Source organism: Citrobacter telavivensis (assembly GCA_009363175.1).
GTDB lineage: Bacteria > Pseudomonadota > Gammaproteobacteria > Enterobacterales > Enterobacteriaceae > Citrobacter_A > Citrobacter_A telavivensis.
Genome location: CP045205.1, coordinates 1,297,326 through 1,315,365, shown reverse-complemented (window position 1 = coordinate 1,315,365; position 18,040 = coordinate 1,297,326). Strand labels below are relative to the sequence as shown.

Genomic DNA, 18,040 nt, shown 5'->3' with positions numbered 1-18,040 from the left:
CGCTTCGCTTATCGGGCCTACGCCGATTTGTAGGCCGGATAAGGCGTAGCCGCCATCCGGCATCTACACACGAGTAAACACTCACTATTTCTTGTTTTGCTCCCGTAGCATCGCTTCCCGCAGAATCGCGTTAAGTCGGGTCTGATACCCTTTGCCCGGACGCTTCAACCATTCCATCACATCGGCGTCAATCCGTACGGACGCCTGAGTTTTTAGCGGGCGAAAAAACTTACCGCGTACCGCGTCAGACCACTGCGCCTCTTCCGAGGAGGGAATATCGCTGTAATCAATTTCATCATCGGATTGCTTCGCCAGCGCGTTGAGTTCAGCTTCATGCTGAGCACTGAGCGCGGATTGTGTACCGCGTTTATGTTTAACCATGCTCATAACGATTCCTCTCTTTACGATCCGCCTTTCGGGCGCTGATGATGCGAATGACTTCAATGCCGCTTTCAAACCGAATGCTGTGGGCAACCAGAATAATCACGATGCCATGAACGAGACCGATTGTTTGCCAGCGATATTCCCCGTTCTCTATGCGATCCTGTCGTGACAGATGTCGGGGATCGTCGAATACCAGAATCGCATCTTCAAAACGGACACCGTGTTTACCGACGTTGCTTTTTGCCTTGTTTGTATCCCATTCAAACTCCGTTGGCATATCACGCTTCCTGATTGTATATACAAAAAAGTATAGACAATTATCTTACGAGTATAACGACGCTGTTGGAAAAAGCATCACAATTTACGTATTTTTCTGCCTGCGTTCATGTGTGGATTAGCTGAGATCGCTATGAGGAACCTCACTCCACCACCACAAACCGTGTCGCGGCGAAGCAGTTCAATATCCGGTGTACCAGAAAAACCATCGTCAGCGTCACCACCAGCGCCACGGTCACTGAGGTGATGCGATACAGATCGCTGAACACTAAGTCGCTGTCCGGGTGCAGGTTCTGGCCGAACATAATGCCGATGGTGGTGATGCTGGCGAAGCCAACGCCTGCACCCACTTTTTCCATCACGTGCAGACGGGCGCTGAAGGCTAGTCCGAGGCCAATCAGCGGCATCATCAGCAACATATGGTTACTGAAATCATAAATAAGTAACTGCACCACCAGAATGTAGAGACAGGCTAGCACCACGCCCACGACGCGCCAGATAGAACTCAGGACCGCGCCGCGATAATGCATGGGAAACAGAATCAAAATCCCCGCCATCAGCGCCGACAGCGAATCACTCAGATCGCAGACCTGAAAGATGACAAAAATCATCGTCGCCACGCTCCCGGAAAGCAGCGATTCATGGCGAACGCGGGCGTCATCTTTCTCAATGCGCGGCGGCGGCTTGCGTGGTTCCACGTCAGGGATCAGATAGTGCAGCAGCGCGCTCAGCGCCACCGCCATCACGCAGGCTTCCATGTTGGAAAACATCAGCGTGTGCCAGTTCGTGGTGGAATAGCTCATAAAGTTGAGCATCGTGCTCTGGCAGACCACGCCCATTGACCCCAGCAAAAACAACGGCCCCTTGCTCATAAAGCGAAAGCGCATGACGTACAGACCAAACACCACCAGCGTCATGATCACCGGCCACTGCGAGAGATAGCCGACGATAAGCACCATTTCGACGCAGTTCACCGCCGCACTGAACACAAACTGTCGCGCCACGTGGCGGTTGAATACCGGCACCAACGACATCAGCATCAGTGGATAAACCACGAAGAAAACGCCGTACTGCACGTTGTAAAAGGTCGAAATACTCAGCGCGATCGTCCCGGCAACGGCTATCCGCAGGGTCTGGCGAAAGTCGTTCGCCGTATAGACGATATTGTCATGTGGCGTAAACACGCGCGCCAGCGTGTTAATAGACATAATGCAGCCAGCTAACCAGATGAATTTGCGCGCCGGCAAAGGTGCGGGCAAACGGCCCTTCACTGTTGTACAACTGCACCGTCGCGCGGGCACCGGTCGGCAACGGTTTATCCAGTGGCTCACTCAGCGTCACGTGAATACGCATCCGCTGCGCATCGCGCACCCAGCGCGTGGATTGCTCCGGCTGCGACAACTGACCGTTGACCGCTTCCTGTCCGGCGAGGATCCCGGCATCGCTGCTGGTAACGCGCGCACGGAACACTTTGCCCGGCATGGCATCAAATACCACTGCGGCATCGGTGTTCACGCGGGTATGACGCAGGCTTTTCTCGCGAAAATCGGCCACGATATCCGTCTGGTTGCTGACCAGCGCCAGCAGCGGCGTGGCGGCGGTGGCGTAAAGCCCGGCGTTAAGCTGGAGATTACTCACCGTCCCGTCCGTCTCTGCGTGCACTTTTGTCCATGCCAGATTCAACTGCGCCTCTTCCAGCGCATTACGATATTTTTGCAGCGTCACGTTATGGCTATCTTCACGCTCGCCACGCTGGATCAGCAGATTCTGGATGTTGGCATGCAGGGCGGTTACCGACTGTTCGCTGGTTTGCCAGGTCGTCCGCACCTTGTCGAGATCCGCCTGCGACACGTTCTGCATCGTGCTTAGCCGCTGATAGCGATCGAACGTCAGCTTGTCATTACGCGCAGTATATTCGGCAGTACGCAGACTGGCGCGGGCAGAGGCAATCTGCGCATCCAGTTGCTGATTGCTCAGTCTGGCCTGCGCAAAGGCGATTTGCGCGGCCTCGACTTTATTGATAAATGGTGTGGGATCCAGCTCATAAAGCAGATCGCCTTTTTTCACCTGGCTATTATTGCGCACATAGACGTGCGAGACGTATCCGGAAACGCGCGACGAAACCGGTGTAACGGTGCGCATCACCGTGGAGTCCGGCGTCAACGGGATCCAGATATCGGCAACGATAAACCAGGCGAATATGGCAAGGAAAGCGGCAATACTCACCCTTACCCAACGGGCAAATTTCTGTTCTGGGGTCATCATAGTTTTTTAGTGTTGATTATCTTCTTCGCGGATTGTCCGCAAATTGCAGGCGATTAAATTTAGGGTGGCGCTGAAGGAAGCGAGATCCGCTTCAGGTATGGAACGCGTGACGCGATATTGATAGGCCTCAATCACCCGGTTTAACTCTTCCAGCCGGGCACGGCCTTCCGCGGTCAGCATAAGCAGGCGGATACGTTTGTCATATGGCGATGTGGAACGCACCAGATAGCCCTGATTTTCCAGTTGCGTGAGAGTGCGCATCAGCGGCGGCAGTTCAATGCCCTGCACCTCCGCCAGTTCGCTGACCGAGACGTTATCGCCCAACTGATGCAGTTGCATCAGTACCGTCCAACTGGACTGGGTCAGGCCGGTATCGGTAATAGCCGCATCAATAATGGCACGCCATTGACGCACTACCATCGCCATACGCATCCCCATCGGGCGGCGGGCAAACAGCTCATCTTCAGTCATGTGTCTTTCCTCTCTTAGCGAAAGGGAAAATAATACTTATCAGGGTAAGTATCAAGAAACATACTGTCAGGAAGCATAAATTGATAAATTTTCTGAATGTAAAAAAGGCCGGACAGGGTCAACATCCAGCCTCTGACTCCCGAAATCGCGCTAGTCAATCTGATCCCGGCGTAATCCCAGGTCTTTGAGCCGTTCATCGCTCATCTGTTGCAGGATCCGTCGGGTTTGTACCTGCAAGCGCCATTTTTTAAACGCTCGCCAGATCAGGACAAAACCAATAAACGGCTGCTTCGCTCTGTTCTCATGAAATTCCATACTCCACCCCCTCGCCTACCAGAGCCTTTATTCTGGCGGTTTCAGGGCTGAACAATACAGATTCAAAAACAGCTTTTATTTAACATACAGATCCGCTAAAACAGTCTCTGCACCGCACATTTTCCGCCTGTCTGTACTGATTTTTGCATCTGTATGGCATCTTCGAGGGATACAGCATGACGCGTTACCAACATCTGGCCAACCTGCTGGCCGAGCGTATTGAACAAGGGCTGTATCGTCACGGAGAAAAACTGCCGTCGGTGCGCAGTCTGAGTCAGGAGCACGGGGTCAGCATTAGCACTGTGCAGCAGGCGTATCAGGTACTGGAATCGCTGCAACTCATCACGCCGCAGCCCCGCTCAGGTTACTTCGTCGCACCGCAGAAAGCGCAGCCACCGGTCCCGCCGATGTCGCGTCCGGTACAGCGTCCGGTTGAGATTACCCAATGGGAGCAGGTGCTGAACATGCTGGAAGGCCATCACGACCAATCGGTTATCCCGCTTAGCAGCGGTATTCCGGATGTCAGCCAACCCAGTCTGAAACCGCTCTGGCGCGAACTCAGTCGCGTAGCACAACACAATCTAAGTGCGATTCTGGGCTACGATGAACTGGCTGGCAGCCTCGCACTACGCCAACAAATCGCGAGGCTGATGCTTGATGGCGGTTCGGTTGTTAACGCTGATGATCTGGTGATCACCAGCGGCAGTCAAAGCGGCATGTCGCTGGCACTGCTGGCCGTCTGCCAGCCAGGAGACATTGTGGCCGTGGAATCCCCGGCTTATTACGGCACCATGCAATTGCTGCGCGGCTTAGGGATCAAAGTGATTGAAATCCCGACGGATCCGGATACCGGCATCAGTATTGAAGCGCTGGAGCTGGCGCTGGAACAATGGCCGATCAAAGGGGTAATTCTGGTGCCGAATTGCAACAATCCGCTGGGGTTTATCATGCCGGATGCCCGTAAACGGGCCGTACTGGCGCTAGCCCAACGCCACGACATTGTGATCTTTGAAGATGATGTGTATGGCGAGCTGGCGACAGAGTATCCCCGTCCCAGAACCATTCATTCCTGGGATATCGACGGTCGGGTTATCCTTTGCAGTTCATTCACCAAATCGGTCGCCCCCGGCCTGCGCGTTGGCTGGGTCGCACCGGGTCGTTATCATGACAAACTGCTGCACATGAAATACGCCGTCATTGGCACTAACGTTCCCGCCACACAGCTGGCCGCGACGGCGTTTGTCCGGGAGGGGCACTATCATCGCCACGTTCGGCGAATGCGCCAGATTTATCAGCGTAACAGGGAGATGTATACCTGCTGGGCGCGGGAATATTTTCCCTGTGGGATCTGCGTTACGCGGCCAAAAGGCGGTTTTATGCTGTGGGTTGAACTCCCGGAGCAGGTCGACATGGTTTGTGTCGCCAAACAACTCTGTCGCCTGAAAATTCAGGTCGCGCCGGGTTCATTGTTTTCCGCATCCGGAAAATACCGCAACTGCGTGCGCATAAACTGCGCGCTCCCGCCCAACGAAAAGCATCGGGATGTGATGCAGAAACTGGGTGAAGCGTTAAAGGTGGCGATGGAAGAAGTCGCGACGCCAGGGGTGCTGAGCGACTCCTGACAGCCCCATCCTGCCATACCGTCCTGTTAGCGCGCCAGTACCTTGTAGGTAAACTCAGTAAAGTAATCGTTGACGTTTTTCGAGGCGTTGGCGGCCAGTTCTTCATCGCCATGACAGATATTACGCAGCATCACAGCGTTCAGCTGTGATGCTTTCACCAGCTCATACTGATTGCTGGCACTAAGCTGAGCAAACCAGAAGCGGCTGGAAAGCCCCTGTAGTGGCGAAAGACACGGCTGCAGGTATTCATTCTCTGCTGCCAGGCCAATCAACGCATAGGCTTGCTTGAGCAATGCGCCGAACTGACGCATATGCGAAATATCGTTAATCGCCTCAAAGGCCTCCGCCAGTTGCAGCATTTCTTTCTTCTGCTGATGCGTACCACGCCGGGTTGCCAGACGCACGGCGAACTCCCCTACACAGCGGCGCAATTCCAGCACTTTGAGCTGTACCTCAACAGAAATGGCCGGGATAAAGACGCCTTTATACGGGTAAATCTCTACCAACCGGTCATTTGCCAGGCGCTGTAACGCTTCCCTCACCGGGCTACGACCAAACCCTGTCAGCTCCATGAGTTGCGCTTCGGACACCATCGAACCTGGCGCAAGATCCTGAAAAATAATCATGCTTTCAATGGCTTCATAGGCCTGGTTCATTTTATTGACGGGCGGATTCATGGGCATTCTCCCTGCTGAGTTGCGGGCATTATCCCCCTAACGCAACAAAAATGAAAATTAGAAATTCTCTGTTAATTAGACAGTTACGACAAAATTTGTGATCTCCATCGTAATTAACCCAACAGATGATGGATGTTTTTTTTGCAAAGTGCAAATCTAATAATCAACTAATATATCAGTTGTTGATTAAACGGTTAAGATATCGTCAACACAGGATGCTACTACGACGCCATACATTGCCATCGCGTGTTGCACACTTAAAAGGAGAAGGTCGTGAGTCTACATAACCAGGTCGCACTGGTGACCGGTGCGGGAAATATGAAAGGGATAGGTAAAGGCATCGCCTGCGCCCTTGCTGAGGCGGGTGCAGATATTGTCATCAACTACGTTATCAACCCACAAGAAGCCGAACAGGTTGCCAACATCATTCGCGGACTTGGCAGGCGCGCGCTGCTGGTTCAGGCCGATATTTCTCATCCAGAGCAGGTCCGCCAGATGTTTAAGGACGTCGACGCCCACTTCGGTCGTCTGGATATTTTGGTGAACAACGCCGGTGTTTGCGTATGGGAACCCTTCCTTGAGATCAGTAAGCCCGCCTTTGACCATGCGGTAAACATCAACATCAAAGGTACCTATGATTGTGCCCGCCACGCTGCACACATGATGGTAAAAAAAGGTATTCGTGGTCGCATCATCAATGTTGCTTCTGGACATGCTCGCCGCCCAATGGCGTTGATGGGCGTCTATGCTGCGACCAAAGCTGCAATTGATCAGATGAGTCAGTCAATGGCCTTCGAACTGGCACGCTATGGCATTACAGTAAACCAACTCTGGCCCGGGTTTGTTGATACGAATATCAACGATCCGAAGCCCGAACTGGCAACCGATGAAGGACGGAAGAAGTTGCTGGCAACAATTCCTATTGGCCAGCCCGCAACCATTGAAGAGTTGGGCGCCGCCGCAGTCTATCTGGCAGGGAACTACGGTGCCGTCGTAACGGGTGATTTTATTAAAATTGATGGCGGTCAGCATATCCGCTGCATTTAATCGGGAGAATAGAAATGGAAAACAAAAACACCATTCTGATTACCGGCGGTCAGGCTGAGCCCAACCTGTTATCCTCGCTGAAAAAATACTATTCCCAACAGGGATGGAGCGTTTATTTTAGTCAAGAAACTGAATATCACAAAATGGCCATGGCTATTGACGAGATTATTATCGGTGAGAAAAAACTGAATGCCTTTATATATATTTCCCCTCCACCACGCCAGGGTTCAATGTTGGACGATGACGATCATATCATTGCCGAAACGATGAATGACGATCTGGAAAGAGGATTATGGTGGGTACAAAATGCCTGCAAAAAAATGGTGCAACAAGGCGTACAAGGACGCGTTGTCACGCTGGCACATATTGCGGCACTGGTGCCCACCGAGTACTACTCTTATGGTGCCGCCAGTCAGTTGGCTCTAATGAATATCTGCCGTTCCGGCATTCAGGAACTGGTACCCTATGGCATTAAAATCAATACGATATTCCGTGGTTTTAGTGAAGAAGATCCGCAACAAAAAGCGTTTGTCGAGCAATTAAAGCAACTACATAAAGACGATGGCATTCCACTATTGGAATATGTGGACGGAGAAGAAATTGCCAAAACCAGTATGCTGTTAACCGACCCGAAAATTCACAGTTTTAACGGGGCAATGTTAACGCTCGATGGTGGTTTTTATGTCACCCGAAAAATACGCTATCTGGATCCTGTCAGGGAATGACAGGATAAAATAATTACAAAATAATCATTACGAAAAATTGTGCATTATTTCTACCGCTAACCTCATATTAGTGAAGGGTACCCCTATGAATACGCAATTCCGTCGTGTCATTCTGGTCATGCTGACGCTGGCGATGATCATCAATTATCTCGACCGTTCGGCATTAGCCTACGCTATGCCTTTTATTACTCAAGACTTTCATCTGACGCCTGAAGAAAAAGGTATTATTTTCGGTAGTTTCTCAATTGGTTATGCCTTATTTAATTTTATCGGCGGCGTACTGGCTGATAAATTTGGACCCAAGCGGGTGTTTACCTGGTCAATGTCCATCTGGTCGATTATTTGCGGCCTGACGGCAGGCTGTTTTAACTTCTGGACCATGTTTATTGCTCGCGCCTTTTTCGGTGCCGGGGAAGGTCCCATTTCTACCACGGCCAACAAAGTGGTGAATAACTGGTTTCCGCTGAATGAGCGTGCCCGGGCGGTAGGCATTAACCAGGCTGGCGGACCGTTGGGCGGGGCGATATCCGGTCCAATAGTCGGTTTTCTGTGCCTCACGTTCAACTGGCGTATTTCCTTTGTCATCATTGCCTTTATCGGCATTACCTGGGCCATTATCTGGGCGTTGATTGCCACCGACAGGCCCCGGGATAACAAACGGGTATCTGCTGATGAAGCCCAACTGATTGAAGGCGATGAGGACGTGCTCATTCCACACGTAGAGCCCGGTGCCCCAGCCCCTTCAATGTGGAGTGCGATCCTCCAGCCGTCTATTCTCGCCACCGCGCTGTCGCTGTTTTGCTTCAACTACGTGCTGTTTTTCTTCATGAACTGGTTCCCGACATTCCTCGTCGATACCACAGGGATCAGTCTGAAAGACATGAGTCTCGTCGGCGTGCTGCCGTGGGTTGCCGGGACGCTCGGCTACGTTTCCGGTGGCTTCATTATTGACTTCATCTACCGTAAAACCGGCAAACAGCTCTTCTCCCGCAAAGTGGTACTGGTGACCTGTTTCGGCATCTGCTCCGTCTGCGTGGGGCTTATCAGTCAGACGCAAACCGCGATGGGGGCTGTCGCGTTGATGACTATCGCCTTTGGCTTCATGCAAATTGCTGCCCCAGCCTACTGGACATTGATTCAGGACGCCGCGCCGAAGGAGTACGTCGGGAGCGCGGGCGGACTGATGCACGGTCTGGCCAATATCTCTGGCATCGTCGCGCCTACCGTGACCGGCTTTATTGTCGGCTCAGGCTCTTACGCCGCTGCTTTTATCCTCGCCGGTTGCCTCGGCGTACTGGGAGCGACCGTGGTGGCGCTGTTTGTGAAAAAAGCGGCCCAGCGTGATGGACATCAATCCCTCGCATAGCGTAAGAGGAAAACAACGTGAAAATTATCGATTTTGAATCCGGGCTTTACCGCGTCCCACTCACTGAGAACTGGGGTTCGTCAAACTACGCGTTCTCCAGTCTGGAATTTGTGGTGGTGTGGTTAAAAACTGATACCGGACATACCGGTACCGGCTGGACGTTCAGTACTGGCAACGGCGGCAGCGCGTTTAAAAACCTGATTGACCATTATCTTGTCGCTAAAGTGATGGGAGAAGATCCACTGAACGTCGAGCGCTTGTGGAGCCGTATGTGGCTGGAAAGCCACGATATCGGTTCGGCGGGCGTGACGACCCACGCAATCGCTGCCGTGGATATCGCGCTGTGGGATCTCATTGGCCAGCAGTTGAATCAGCCGCTATACCGACTGCTCGGCGGCTATCGGGATGCTTTACCGGGTTACGGCAGCGGCGTGAACCTGCATCTCTCACTTGATGCCCTGCTTGCACAGATGGAAGGTTTCCTCAGCGCAGGCTATCGCACGGTCAAAATGAAAATCGGCAGCGAGGATGTTGAGGACGATCTGGTTCGCCTGTTGGCGGTGCGCAACTTTGTGGGACCGTCGATAAACATCGCCGTAGATGCCAACAAGAAGTGGTCCTCGGGGGATGCCGCTCGTCGGATGGCGACACTGAAACAGGTCGGGCTGTACTGGCTGGAAGAGCCGCTGCTCAGCGACGATATCAACGGTCACCGCCTGCTGCGCCAGAAATGCCCGGTTCCGGTTGCCGTTGGTGAAAGCCTGTACACCAAATACCAGTTCGCTCATTGGATTAAACAGGAGGCATGTGACTACATCCAGCCGGATGTTTATCGGGTGGGGGGAATTACCGAGTTTATAAAAATTGCGAAATTAGCTGAAAGTCACAACATCCCCGTGATCCCGCATTTCGGTATGGAACTGATGGCGCATCTGGGCTGCGGCTTGCCCAATATCCAGCTCTTCGAAGGGCTAAAGGGGGCGAGTCTGAGCGAGATGGGAATAATTCATCAATCCTGTCAGGTCGTAAACGGCGCCATTCGTCCGGGCGAAGAACCAGGACATGGCATCACGTTCGATCGTCCCGCGCTGGCGCGCTATGCGATGAACGACGATCTGTTACGCCAGCAAAATGTCACTACACGGACGGATGTCTGACGATGAACGTAATTCAACAGCTATTCGCTCTACCGGTGCTGGAAACGCTCAGCCCGGGCATTACCCGGCGGAAAATGGATGAACTGGAAATTCTGGTGATTCAGACACCTTACTGCGACGCCGCCGTAGCCTTACAGGGGGCGCATCTGCTCGCCTGGAGACCGTTGCGGCAAACAAATTCTGTACTGTGGTTAAGTGATAACACGCCGTTTAAAGCCGGAGTCCCCCTTCGTGGCGGTGTGCCGGTTTGCTGGCCGTGGTTCACCGATCTCGGCGGTGAGCCGTTTCACGGTTTTGCCCGCATTCTGCCGTGGCAGTTAATGGCGCTCAACAGCGCCAGAACTTCCCTTTCTCTGACGTTGCGCCTTTGCGACACACCGCAAACGCGTCAGTGGTGGAACCACACGTTTCAACTGGAATTGACGCTGAATTTCACGGCAGAGATCTGCGAATTACGGCTAATCGCCCACGGTAATTACAGCACCACCGCGGCCCTGCACAGCTATCTCGCGACGTCAGATATTCGTGCTACGCGTATTCACGGAGTGGGAACGCAAGGCTACGACACCGTTGCCGGGAAACCGCGACAGAATCTGCCATCGCCGCTCTCCCTGAATGGCGAATTTGGCACGATCTGTTCCTATGCGGAACCGCAGACGGTACTCGTCACGCCGGACAGAACCCTGACGCTCACCCATGTCAATAACAGCAACGTGGTGGTGTGGAATCCCTGGCAGCAACGGGCTGCACAGACAAGCGACATACCGGATGACGGCTGGCAACACTTTGTCTGTCTGGAAACGGCGGCGATCGACCGCCCTCTTGTCAGCATGCCTCAGCATCCTGCGTCACTGGGTGTGCAGTTCGCGCTCTCTCATCATTAAGGACACTTTATGCGTATTACGAACATAGATAGCTTTCTGGTCCGTCTGCCTTATACGCCAACAATGACGCGCACCACCGATAAAGAAGGTCTCTTTAATGCCGCGCGATCGCTAAACCCCACCCTGGATGCGTTGCTGGTGAGGGTCGAAACCGATAGCGGACTTACCGGTTGGGGAGAAGCATTTGGTCACGCCTGTAACCCCGCCAGTATGGCGCTGTTAAGCGGATTACTCGCCCCATTCTATACAGGCGAAAAATGCGACGACATAGAGGCGTTGATGCAGAAAGCACACTATGCCTTTCACAGCTATGGTCGTGGCGGCGCAATGATGTATGCACTTTCCGCACTGGATATCGCCCTGTGGGATCTGCGTGGCAAAGCAGAGAATCTGCCGCTGTGGAAATTGCTCGGCGGCACGCGCTCCCAGGTTGAGTTGTATCCCAGCCTCGCCAGTTTCGACGGAAATGTCGCTAAACTCATGGATTGTATTAATCCCTTAATTGAAAAGGGTTATCGGCATATTAAACTGCACGAACGAGATCCGCAGTCTATTGTGGAGGTTGCCCAGGCGCTGCCGGATGAGGTCACTCTGATGGTAGACACCAACTGCGCATGGAACGCGCAGCAGGCCGAAGAGATTCTCCCCCAACTACATGCTGCAGGTGTCGACTTTGTTGAAGAACCGACATTCCCACCAGAAAACGTAAGCCAACTCCGTTACCTGCGTCAGGTGACGGGCGCACGCGTTGCCGCAGGAGAAAACTTTAACAACAGCGAAGAGTTTGCGTTGAGTATGGCGCTTAATGCAGTAGATGTATTACAGCCCAGTGTCGCCAAAATTGGCGGTATCACTGCCGTGCTGAACATTATCAAACACGCACGCAAGCATGAGAACGTTAGCCTACTGCCACACTGTTTTTATTATGGTCCCGGACTCCTTGCCAGCGCCCATCTGCTCAGCGTGTTGCCAAAACCCGTTCCACTGGAAGTACCATGGTTGATGTTTGAACAAACCCTGCATCCGTTTATGCATTTCCAACCTGTGATGGATCTGCCACATGCGCCGGGTCTGGGCTTTACCCCTGATATCGACGTACTAGAACGCCATCTGATTGCGAAAGGATAAAAGATGGACATTGTTATTTCTGACCGTCTGATTGCCAACACGCCGGTGCTCTGGTTTCGTCCAGCAGATGGTAGTGTCAGTCGCAGACCGCTCATTGTACTGTTTCATCGCTTTATGGCCTCCCGCGAGTTAGATGCCAATCTGGGTTATATGCTCGCGAAGGCAGGTTACAGCGTGGTTTGCCCACAGGCGGCGCTGCATGGGGTGAAGGATGATGCAACGCTTCGCGCCGCCTCTTTCTGGCAGATCCTGCAACATACATTGGATGAGCTTCCCGTATTAATCGCAGCATGTCAGCAGGATAATCTGGGCGATATTTCTCGACTCGGCTTGCTAGGTACTTCAATGGGCGGTTTTGCCGTTCTGGGGGCGATGGCACGTTATCCGGCTATTCAGGCCGGAGCCGCCTATATGGCAAGCGGTTATTTTACCGACGCCATCCTTGAAATTCATCCTCCTTCAGGCAACATGATTGCAGATTGCCTGCGCGGATTGGCCCCTTACGACGTCGCAGGAAAAGAAGCCATTCTGGCTCAGAGACCACTTTTTCTCTGGCACGGTGAGCAAGATACGATTGTCGACGTAAGGTATACCGAACGTCTCCGGGAGGCTATCAACAGTGATTCACTAGCCTGCGTCATCGATCCACAGGCAGGGCACAAAATCACGCAGTCATCAGTGGAAGAAGGCCTCCTGTTTTTCCGTCAATCCTTACCGATTTAACTCGATTAGCCCGGTATCACCGGGCTTTGTGCGCAATCAGTCGATCTCTTTATCCACATGCTGGACGATCAGATCGGCAACGCGCGCTGAGTTCTTCGCCGCCAGCGCGTCCATAATCGCTAAGTGCTCTTCATGCAGTACTTCAGTCTGCTCCGGCGTGAAACCATACTGGCGCCATGCCAGCACCCATAAATGGTGCAACTGCTCCTGCATGTTGATAAGGATCGGGTTGCCGCCCAACTGGGCCACCTTTTTCTCAAAACTCAGATCCAGCGCGCTGTCATCATCATCGCAATCCTGACGCGAGAATTTTTCCCGGTTGAGATCGATAAGCTCCCGCAGTTGGTTAATTCCCGACTTATTGGCACGCCAGGCATAGTCTTCAAAGATGGCTCGCTCGATCGACGTCCGCGCCACAATCAGATTACGCAAGAACTCTTTTGTCACCCCGCCTTCGATCAATCTTGAAAGACTGTGGGTATCGCTGAGCGACACCGCCGGCGGTTCCGTCAGAAAGGTTCCGCTGCCCACGCGCGTCTCAATACGTCCGGACGATTCGAGTACCTTCAGCGCCTGACGCACCGAGGTGCGGCTTACATTGAGCATCTCGGCAAGCTCGCGCTCGGATGGCAAGCGCTCACCGGGTTTGATCTGTTTGCTGTCGAGTAAATTAGTGATGTGTTGGATGATCGTCTGAAAAACGTCCGTGCGCTTAATGGGGATCATCGTGAATTTATTCTTATCCGGCATACCGTTACCTCTTCCCAACGACGTATCACACAGGCGATCGGTCGCGTTCTGTGTACAACATCGCACTCAATCACTGTATCGAAAAAATTGGATGGACCACTATATCATTATTGGTTGTTCAGTACCCTCCATTTCCTTCCCCAACGTTCAAAAAGGCGTAAAAACCCTCGTTTTGTGACCAATATTGCACTTTATTTAAAAATTGGTTGGACAACCAACCCAATTGGAGGATATTCGAAACCATAAAACCACAACCCGATTAAGGAATTCATGATGTACAGAAGCAATTTTAAGCCGGGATCGACCCGCTGGGCAGTACGTCGTGCGCAATGGCGCAGCATGGGGATCCGCGAAGAAGACATGCATAAACCGAAGATCGCGATCATCAATACCTCCAACAAGCTTTCCTGCTGTTATATCCATCTGGACGAACTTTGCCGGATCGTTGAACAAGCGATCCGTGACGCTGGGGGATTACCGTTTGAAGTGCGCACAGTTGCACCCAGTGACTTTGTGACCAGCGCCGGGAAAAAAGCACGGTATCTGATGCCGACCCGCGACCTGATGGTTAACGAAGTGGAATGCATGATGGAAGGCGCAGTGCTGGACGGCATGATCTGTCTCTCCTCCTGCGATAAAACCACGCCGGCACACCTGATGTCAGCCGCTCGACTGAATGTACCTTCCCTGCTGCTGACCTGCGGCTACCAGGTGGGCGGCAAGTGCTCAAACGAAAAATTCGACGATCAGTTCTTCGATATTGATGACGTTTACGAGCAGGTGGGTGCCCTGGCAACCGGAACAATCAGCGAGAAAGATCTGACCGATATGACCGATGTCGCGATCCAGTCACCGGGCGTTTGCGCCGGTTTGGGTACCGCCAACTCTATGCATATCGTGGCTGAAGCATTAGGCATGACGCTGCCTGGCAACTCGCCGATCTGGGCCAACGGCCGCAAAGTGAAAGAATACGCGCAGACAGCCGGGAAACGCATTGTTGAACTGACCCAACAGCAGGTTCTGCCGCGCGAGATCCTCACAGAAAAGGCTATCCAGAACGCGGTCATGACGGTGCTGGCCGTCGGTGGTTCAGTGAACACCGTTCGTCACCTCTCGGCAATCGCCACCGAAGCCGAACTGCCGATCGATGTCATCCGCCTGTATGAAAAATACGGGAAAAACATCAAGCTGCTGACCTCTGTTCGCCCTAACGGTCCATTCCGCACAGAAGATCTGGAAGCGGCAGGCGGCACGACGGCAGTGATGAACCAACTGCGCGATTTCCTCAATCTGGACGCACTTACCGTCACGCAAAAAACCGTTGGCGAGAACATTAAGGACGCAGTGGTGAAAAACCATGAGGTGATCCGCACCCTGGATAACCCGGTCAGCCAGCGCCCTGGCGTGGCAATCCTGCGCGGAAATCTTGCCCCGGATGGTGCCATCGTCAAACTTTCCGCCGTACCGGGTGAACTGGAACAGTTTACCGGCCCAGCCAATATCTACGAAGGCGAAGACGACGCCATTGAGGCATTGGGTGAAGGCAAGATCCAGAAAGGCGATGTCATTGTCCTGCGCAACATGGGGCCAGCGGGCGGCCCCGGCACAGTATTCGCCTGTAGTTTCGTGGCGGCGCTGAACGGTGCAGGGATCGCAGAATATGTCGCGGTAATCACCGATGGCGAACTTTCCGGTCTGAACCGCGGCATTATCGTCGGTCAATTGATGCCAGAAGCCGCTGCTGGCGGGCCACTGGCGGTGATCGAACAGGGTGAGACCGTACATATCAACTTCGTCGATCTCAGTATCAATATGGACGTGCCGCAGGAGGTGATCGACACCCGGCTGGCGCAGTGGCAACCCAAACCACTGCCTCTCGGCGGCGGCAGCGGCACTTACCTGTCGCAATATGCGCAACTGGTACAGCCGATTGCGCAGGGCGCGGTGCTGGGTAAACGCCGCATCCACGCGAAAAACGTCGATTAATCATTTCAGAATGTGGGTGAGCGTTCACCCACATCGCGAGGAGATACATCATGCAAATCTGGCACGAAGCCGCCAATGAACTCCCCGTCGCATACGACGTTGAAGTTCTGGTTGTGGGTGGTGGTCCAACCGGTGTTGCTGCAGCCACCGCTGCTGCGCGCGCCGGGGAAAAGACACTGCTGATCGAACGCTATGGTTTTTGCGGTGGTATGGCGACCGCAGGCATGTCAGGGGCAATTTGCGGGCTATTTACCTCGGGTAAAGGTCCTCATGAGCAGTTAGTGCACGGTTTTGCCGGTGAGTTTTACCAGCATCTGAAACATCGCGGCGCCGTCAGCGATCCCTTCCCGTTTGGCGAGACCTGTCTGGTGGTTCATGAACCACATACCTGGAAAGAGATTGCCGACGATCTGCTGGCTGACAGCGGCGCTAAGGTGTTGTTTCACACCCTTGCCACCGACGTGGTGATGGAAGGCAATCAGCTACGCGGAGTGATTATTGAGAATAAAAACGGCCGGCAGTTGATTACCGCGCGCCGTTTTATCGATGCCACCGGCGATGGCGACCTGTGCGTAAAAGCCGGGGTGCCTTATACCTGCGGACGTAATGGGATGGTGCAGTACCCCACAATGGTATTCCGCATGGGTAATGTCGATATCGCACGTGGCATCGGCCATCCGGTGGCTCAACTGGAAACGTGGGTGGAAGCCGCGCAGGCCAAGGGGTATCACCTGCCGCGCAAGCATATTTATCTGCTGCCCTCCCCACGTCCCGGTGAAGTGATGTGTAACGTCACCAGCATTTTACGCGACGACGGCAGACCGATTGACGCGACCTGCGCGGAAGATCTGACCTTTGCCGAGCAGCAAGGACGCAAGCAGGTACGTGAATATGAGCGTTTTCTGCGCGCATGGGTTCCGGGGTTCGAAAATGCCCAGCTCAACGATGTCGCGGCGCAAATCGGCATCCGCCAGAGCCGGACAATCGACGGTCAACGTTGCCTGTCTAATGACGATGTCTTTCAGGCGAAAAAAAGTCAGAGAGCCGTTGCCAGCAGCGCATGGTGCATTGAAGCACACGGGCAGGACGGCATCTTCATGTTCTATCTCGACAACGACTGGTATGACATTCCCTATGACACATTGCTGCCAGAGGACGTTCCTAACCTTATCACTGCGGGCAGGACGCTCTGTGCAGAACATGAAGCACTGGCTTCGGCAAGAGTGACCGCCCAGTGTTTTTTAACCGGATATGCCGCAGGCACAGCGGCATATCTGAGTCATCGGGATTGTTGCGCTTTCGATGAAATCGATGTTGCGGAATTACGCAGCATTATTGAATACCAAACTTATTAAGGGTGATACGCATGAAACCAGTTTTAGGCTTTATTGGTCTGGGCATTATGGGCAAACCAATGGTGCGCAACCTGTTGAAAGCAGGCTACACCGTCCATGCCTACAGCATTGTGCCGCAGGATGTGGAAGAGATTGCCCGCGATGGCGCCATCGGTCAGACCTCTGCCCGTGCCGTGGCGGAAGCGGCAGAAGTCACCATCACCATGGTGCCCAACACGCCACAGGTTGAAGATGTGCTGTTCGGGGAAAATGGCCTCGCGCCTGCGCTACGGGAAGGTAAAGTCATTATCGACATGAGTACCATCTCGTCCCTCGCCACCCGCAACTTTGCGGAGAAGATCAAAGCGCTGGGCGCGAATATGCTGGATGCCCCGGTGAGCGGCGGCGACAAAGGGGCGAAAGGAGGAGCGCTCTCCATCATGGTGGGCGGCGACACGCAGGTGTTTGAACAGTGCAAACCAATCCTGGATGTACTGGGCAGTCGCGTCACCCACGTGGGCGAACACGGTGCAGGTCAGGTAGTGAAATCCTGCAACCAGGTGCTGGCCGCCGCCACTATGGCCGCGCTGGGTGAAGCGCTGGTCATGGGTGCCAAGGCGGGCGTGAATCCGGCAAAAATTGTGGAAGTGCTCTCCGCAGGCTACGCACGCTGCGGCGCGCTGGATATCCGTGGGAACCTGATTCTGGAACGCAACTTCGCCCCCGGGTTCATGACCCGCTTACAGTACAAAGATCTCAATCTGGCGATGGAACTAAGTCAGGGGATTGACTCCCCGATGCCGATCGCCAGCCTGGTGCGTGAGTTGTACAAAACGTGCATGGCACAGGGTACAGGAAACGAAGACCATTCAAACATTATCAAAGTCTTTGAGCAGCTTTCCGGCATCGAAGTACAGGCAAGGAGCTAAT

19 protein-coding genes are annotated in these 18,040 nt (G+C 53.5%); 11 read left to right on the top strand and 8 right to left on the bottom strand.

The features are described 5' to 3' along the window. Window positions 1-84: 84 nt before the first annotated feature. The 6 genes from GBC03_08430 to GBC03_08405 form a co-directional block, all read right to left on the bottom strand. Window positions 85-387, bottom strand: a complete 303-nt coding sequence (locus tag GBC03_08430; protein QFS70231.1) for a toxin-antitoxin system, antitoxin component — start codon at window positions 385-387, stop codon at window positions 85-87. Continuing rightward, window positions 374-661: a BrnT family toxin gene (locus tag GBC03_08425; GenBank protein ID QFS70230.1), complete on the bottom strand. Its 288-nt coding sequence runs from the start codon at window positions 659-661 to the stop codon at window positions 374-376. Before GBC03_08425 ends, GBC03_08430 begins: the two co-directional genes overlap by 14 nt. A gap of 142 nt (window positions 662-803) precedes the next feature. After that, window positions 804-1,868, bottom strand: a complete 1,065-nt coding sequence (locus GBC03_08420) for a DUF2955 domain-containing protein (GenBank protein ID QFS70229.1) — start codon at window positions 1,866-1,868, stop codon at window positions 804-806. After that, on the bottom strand, window positions 1,858-2,925 hold the full coding sequence (locus GBC03_08415) for a biotin/lipoyl-binding protein (GenBank protein QFS70228.1): 1,068 nt from the start codon (window positions 2,923-2,925) through the stop codon (window positions 1,858-1,860). Before GBC03_08415 ends, GBC03_08420 begins: the two co-directional genes overlap by 11 nt. 6 nt (window positions 2,926-2,931) lie before the next feature. Further along, complete coding sequence (locus GBC03_08410) at window positions 2,932-3,396, bottom strand: MarR family transcriptional regulator (GenBank protein ID QFS70227.1); 465 nt, start codon at window positions 3,394-3,396, stop codon at window positions 2,932-2,934. 150 nt (window positions 3,397-3,546) lie between these two features. Next, entirely contained in the window at window positions 3,547-3,711 is a 165-nt protein-coding gene (locus GBC03_08405; GenBank protein QFS70226.1) for a DUF1127 domain-containing protein, read from the bottom strand. 176 nt (window positions 3,712-3,887) lie between these two features. Here GBC03_08405 and GBC03_08400 point away from each other — a divergent pair, with 176 nt between their 5' ends. Beyond that, entirely contained in the window at window positions 3,888-5,333 is a 1,446-nt protein-coding gene (locus GBC03_08400; GenBank protein QFS70225.1) for an aminotransferase class I/II-fold pyridoxal phosphate-dependent enzyme, read from the top strand. 26 nt (window positions 5,334-5,359) lie between these two features. Here the strand turns inward: GBC03_08400 and GBC03_08395 are convergent, their stop codons facing one another. Beyond that, window positions 5,360-6,010 carry a GntR family transcriptional regulator gene (locus tag GBC03_08395; GenBank protein ID QFS70224.1) on the bottom strand — a complete coding sequence of 217 codons (651 nt, stop codon included), beginning with the start codon at window positions 6,008-6,010 and terminating at the stop codon, window positions 5,360-5,362. Window positions 6,011-6,283: 273 nt separating this feature from the next. Between GBC03_08395 and GBC03_08390 the strand changes: the two genes are divergently transcribed. From GBC03_08390 to GBC03_08360, 7 genes are all read left to right on the top strand, one after another. Continuing rightward, a complete protein-coding gene (locus GBC03_08390) occupies window positions 6,284-7,057 on the top strand; it encodes an SDR family oxidoreductase (GenBank protein QFS70223.1) in 774 nt (257 codons plus the stop codon). A gap of 14 nt (window positions 7,058-7,071) precedes the next feature. Then, complete coding sequence (locus GBC03_08385) at window positions 7,072-7,782, top strand: SDR family oxidoreductase (GenBank protein ID QFS70222.1); 711 nt, start codon at window positions 7,072-7,074, stop codon at window positions 7,780-7,782. A gap of 85 nt (window positions 7,783-7,867) precedes the next feature. Further along, window positions 7,868-9,148: an MFS transporter gene (locus GBC03_08380; protein ID QFS70221.1), complete on the top strand. Its 1,281-nt coding sequence runs from the start codon at window positions 7,868-7,870 to the stop codon at window positions 9,146-9,148. A gap of 17 nt (window positions 9,149-9,165) precedes the next feature. Next, window positions 9,166-10,305, top strand: a complete 1,140-nt coding sequence (locus GBC03_08375) for a mandelate racemase/muconate lactonizing enzyme family protein (GenBank protein ID QFS70220.1) — start codon at window positions 9,166-9,168, stop codon at window positions 10,303-10,305. A gap of 2 nt (window positions 10,306-10,307) precedes the next feature. Next, the gene (locus GBC03_08370; GenBank protein ID QFS70219.1) at window positions 10,308-11,189 is read left to right on the top strand and encodes a D-hexose-6-phosphate mutarotase; all 882 of its coding nucleotides are present in this window, start codon (window positions 10,308-10,310) and stop codon (window positions 11,187-11,189) included. A 9-nt stretch (window positions 11,190-11,198) separates the two neighbouring features. Beyond that, window positions 11,199-12,317 carry a mandelate racemase/muconate lactonizing enzyme family protein gene (locus GBC03_08365; GenBank protein QFS70218.1) on the top strand — a complete coding sequence of 373 codons (1,119 nt, stop codon included), beginning with the start codon at window positions 11,199-11,201 and terminating at the stop codon, window positions 12,315-12,317. A gap of 3 nt (window positions 12,318-12,320) precedes the next feature. Further along, window positions 12,321-13,040: a prolyl oligopeptidase family serine peptidase gene (locus GBC03_08360; GenBank protein ID QFS70217.1), complete on the top strand. Its 720-nt coding sequence runs from the start codon at window positions 12,321-12,323 to the stop codon at window positions 13,038-13,040. Between the two features lie 36 nt (window positions 13,041-13,076). Here GBC03_08360 and GBC03_08355 read toward each other — a convergent pair whose 3' ends face one another. Beyond that, window positions 13,077-13,790 carry a GntR family transcriptional regulator gene (locus GBC03_08355; protein QFS70216.1) on the bottom strand — a complete coding sequence of 238 codons (714 nt, stop codon included), beginning with the start codon at window positions 13,788-13,790 and terminating at the stop codon, window positions 13,077-13,079. Between the two features lie 273 nt (window positions 13,791-14,063). On the opposite strand from GBC03_08355, the gene GBC03_08350 reads away from it, so the two are divergent. Genes GBC03_08350 through GBC03_08340 form a run of 3 tightly spaced genes read left to right on the top strand, consistent with a single transcriptional unit; the run spans window position 14,064 to window position 18,039 of the window. Continuing rightward, window positions 14,064-15,776: a dihydroxy-acid dehydratase gene (locus tag GBC03_08350; GenBank protein ID QFS73951.1), complete on the top strand. Its 1,713-nt coding sequence runs from the start codon at window positions 14,064-14,066 to the stop codon at window positions 15,774-15,776. A gap of 50 nt (window positions 15,777-15,826) precedes the next feature. Beyond that, window positions 15,827-17,131, top strand: coding sequence for an FAD-dependent oxidoreductase (locus GBC03_08345; GenBank protein QFS70215.1), 1,305 nt, complete (start codon window positions 15,827-15,829; stop codon window positions 17,129-17,131). A gap of 11 nt (window positions 17,132-17,142) precedes the next feature. Further along, window positions 17,143-18,039, top strand: a complete 897-nt coding sequence (locus GBC03_08340; GenBank protein ID QFS70214.1) for an NAD-binding protein — start codon at window positions 17,143-17,145, stop codon at window positions 18,037-18,039. Window position 18,040 lies beyond the last annotated feature (1 nt).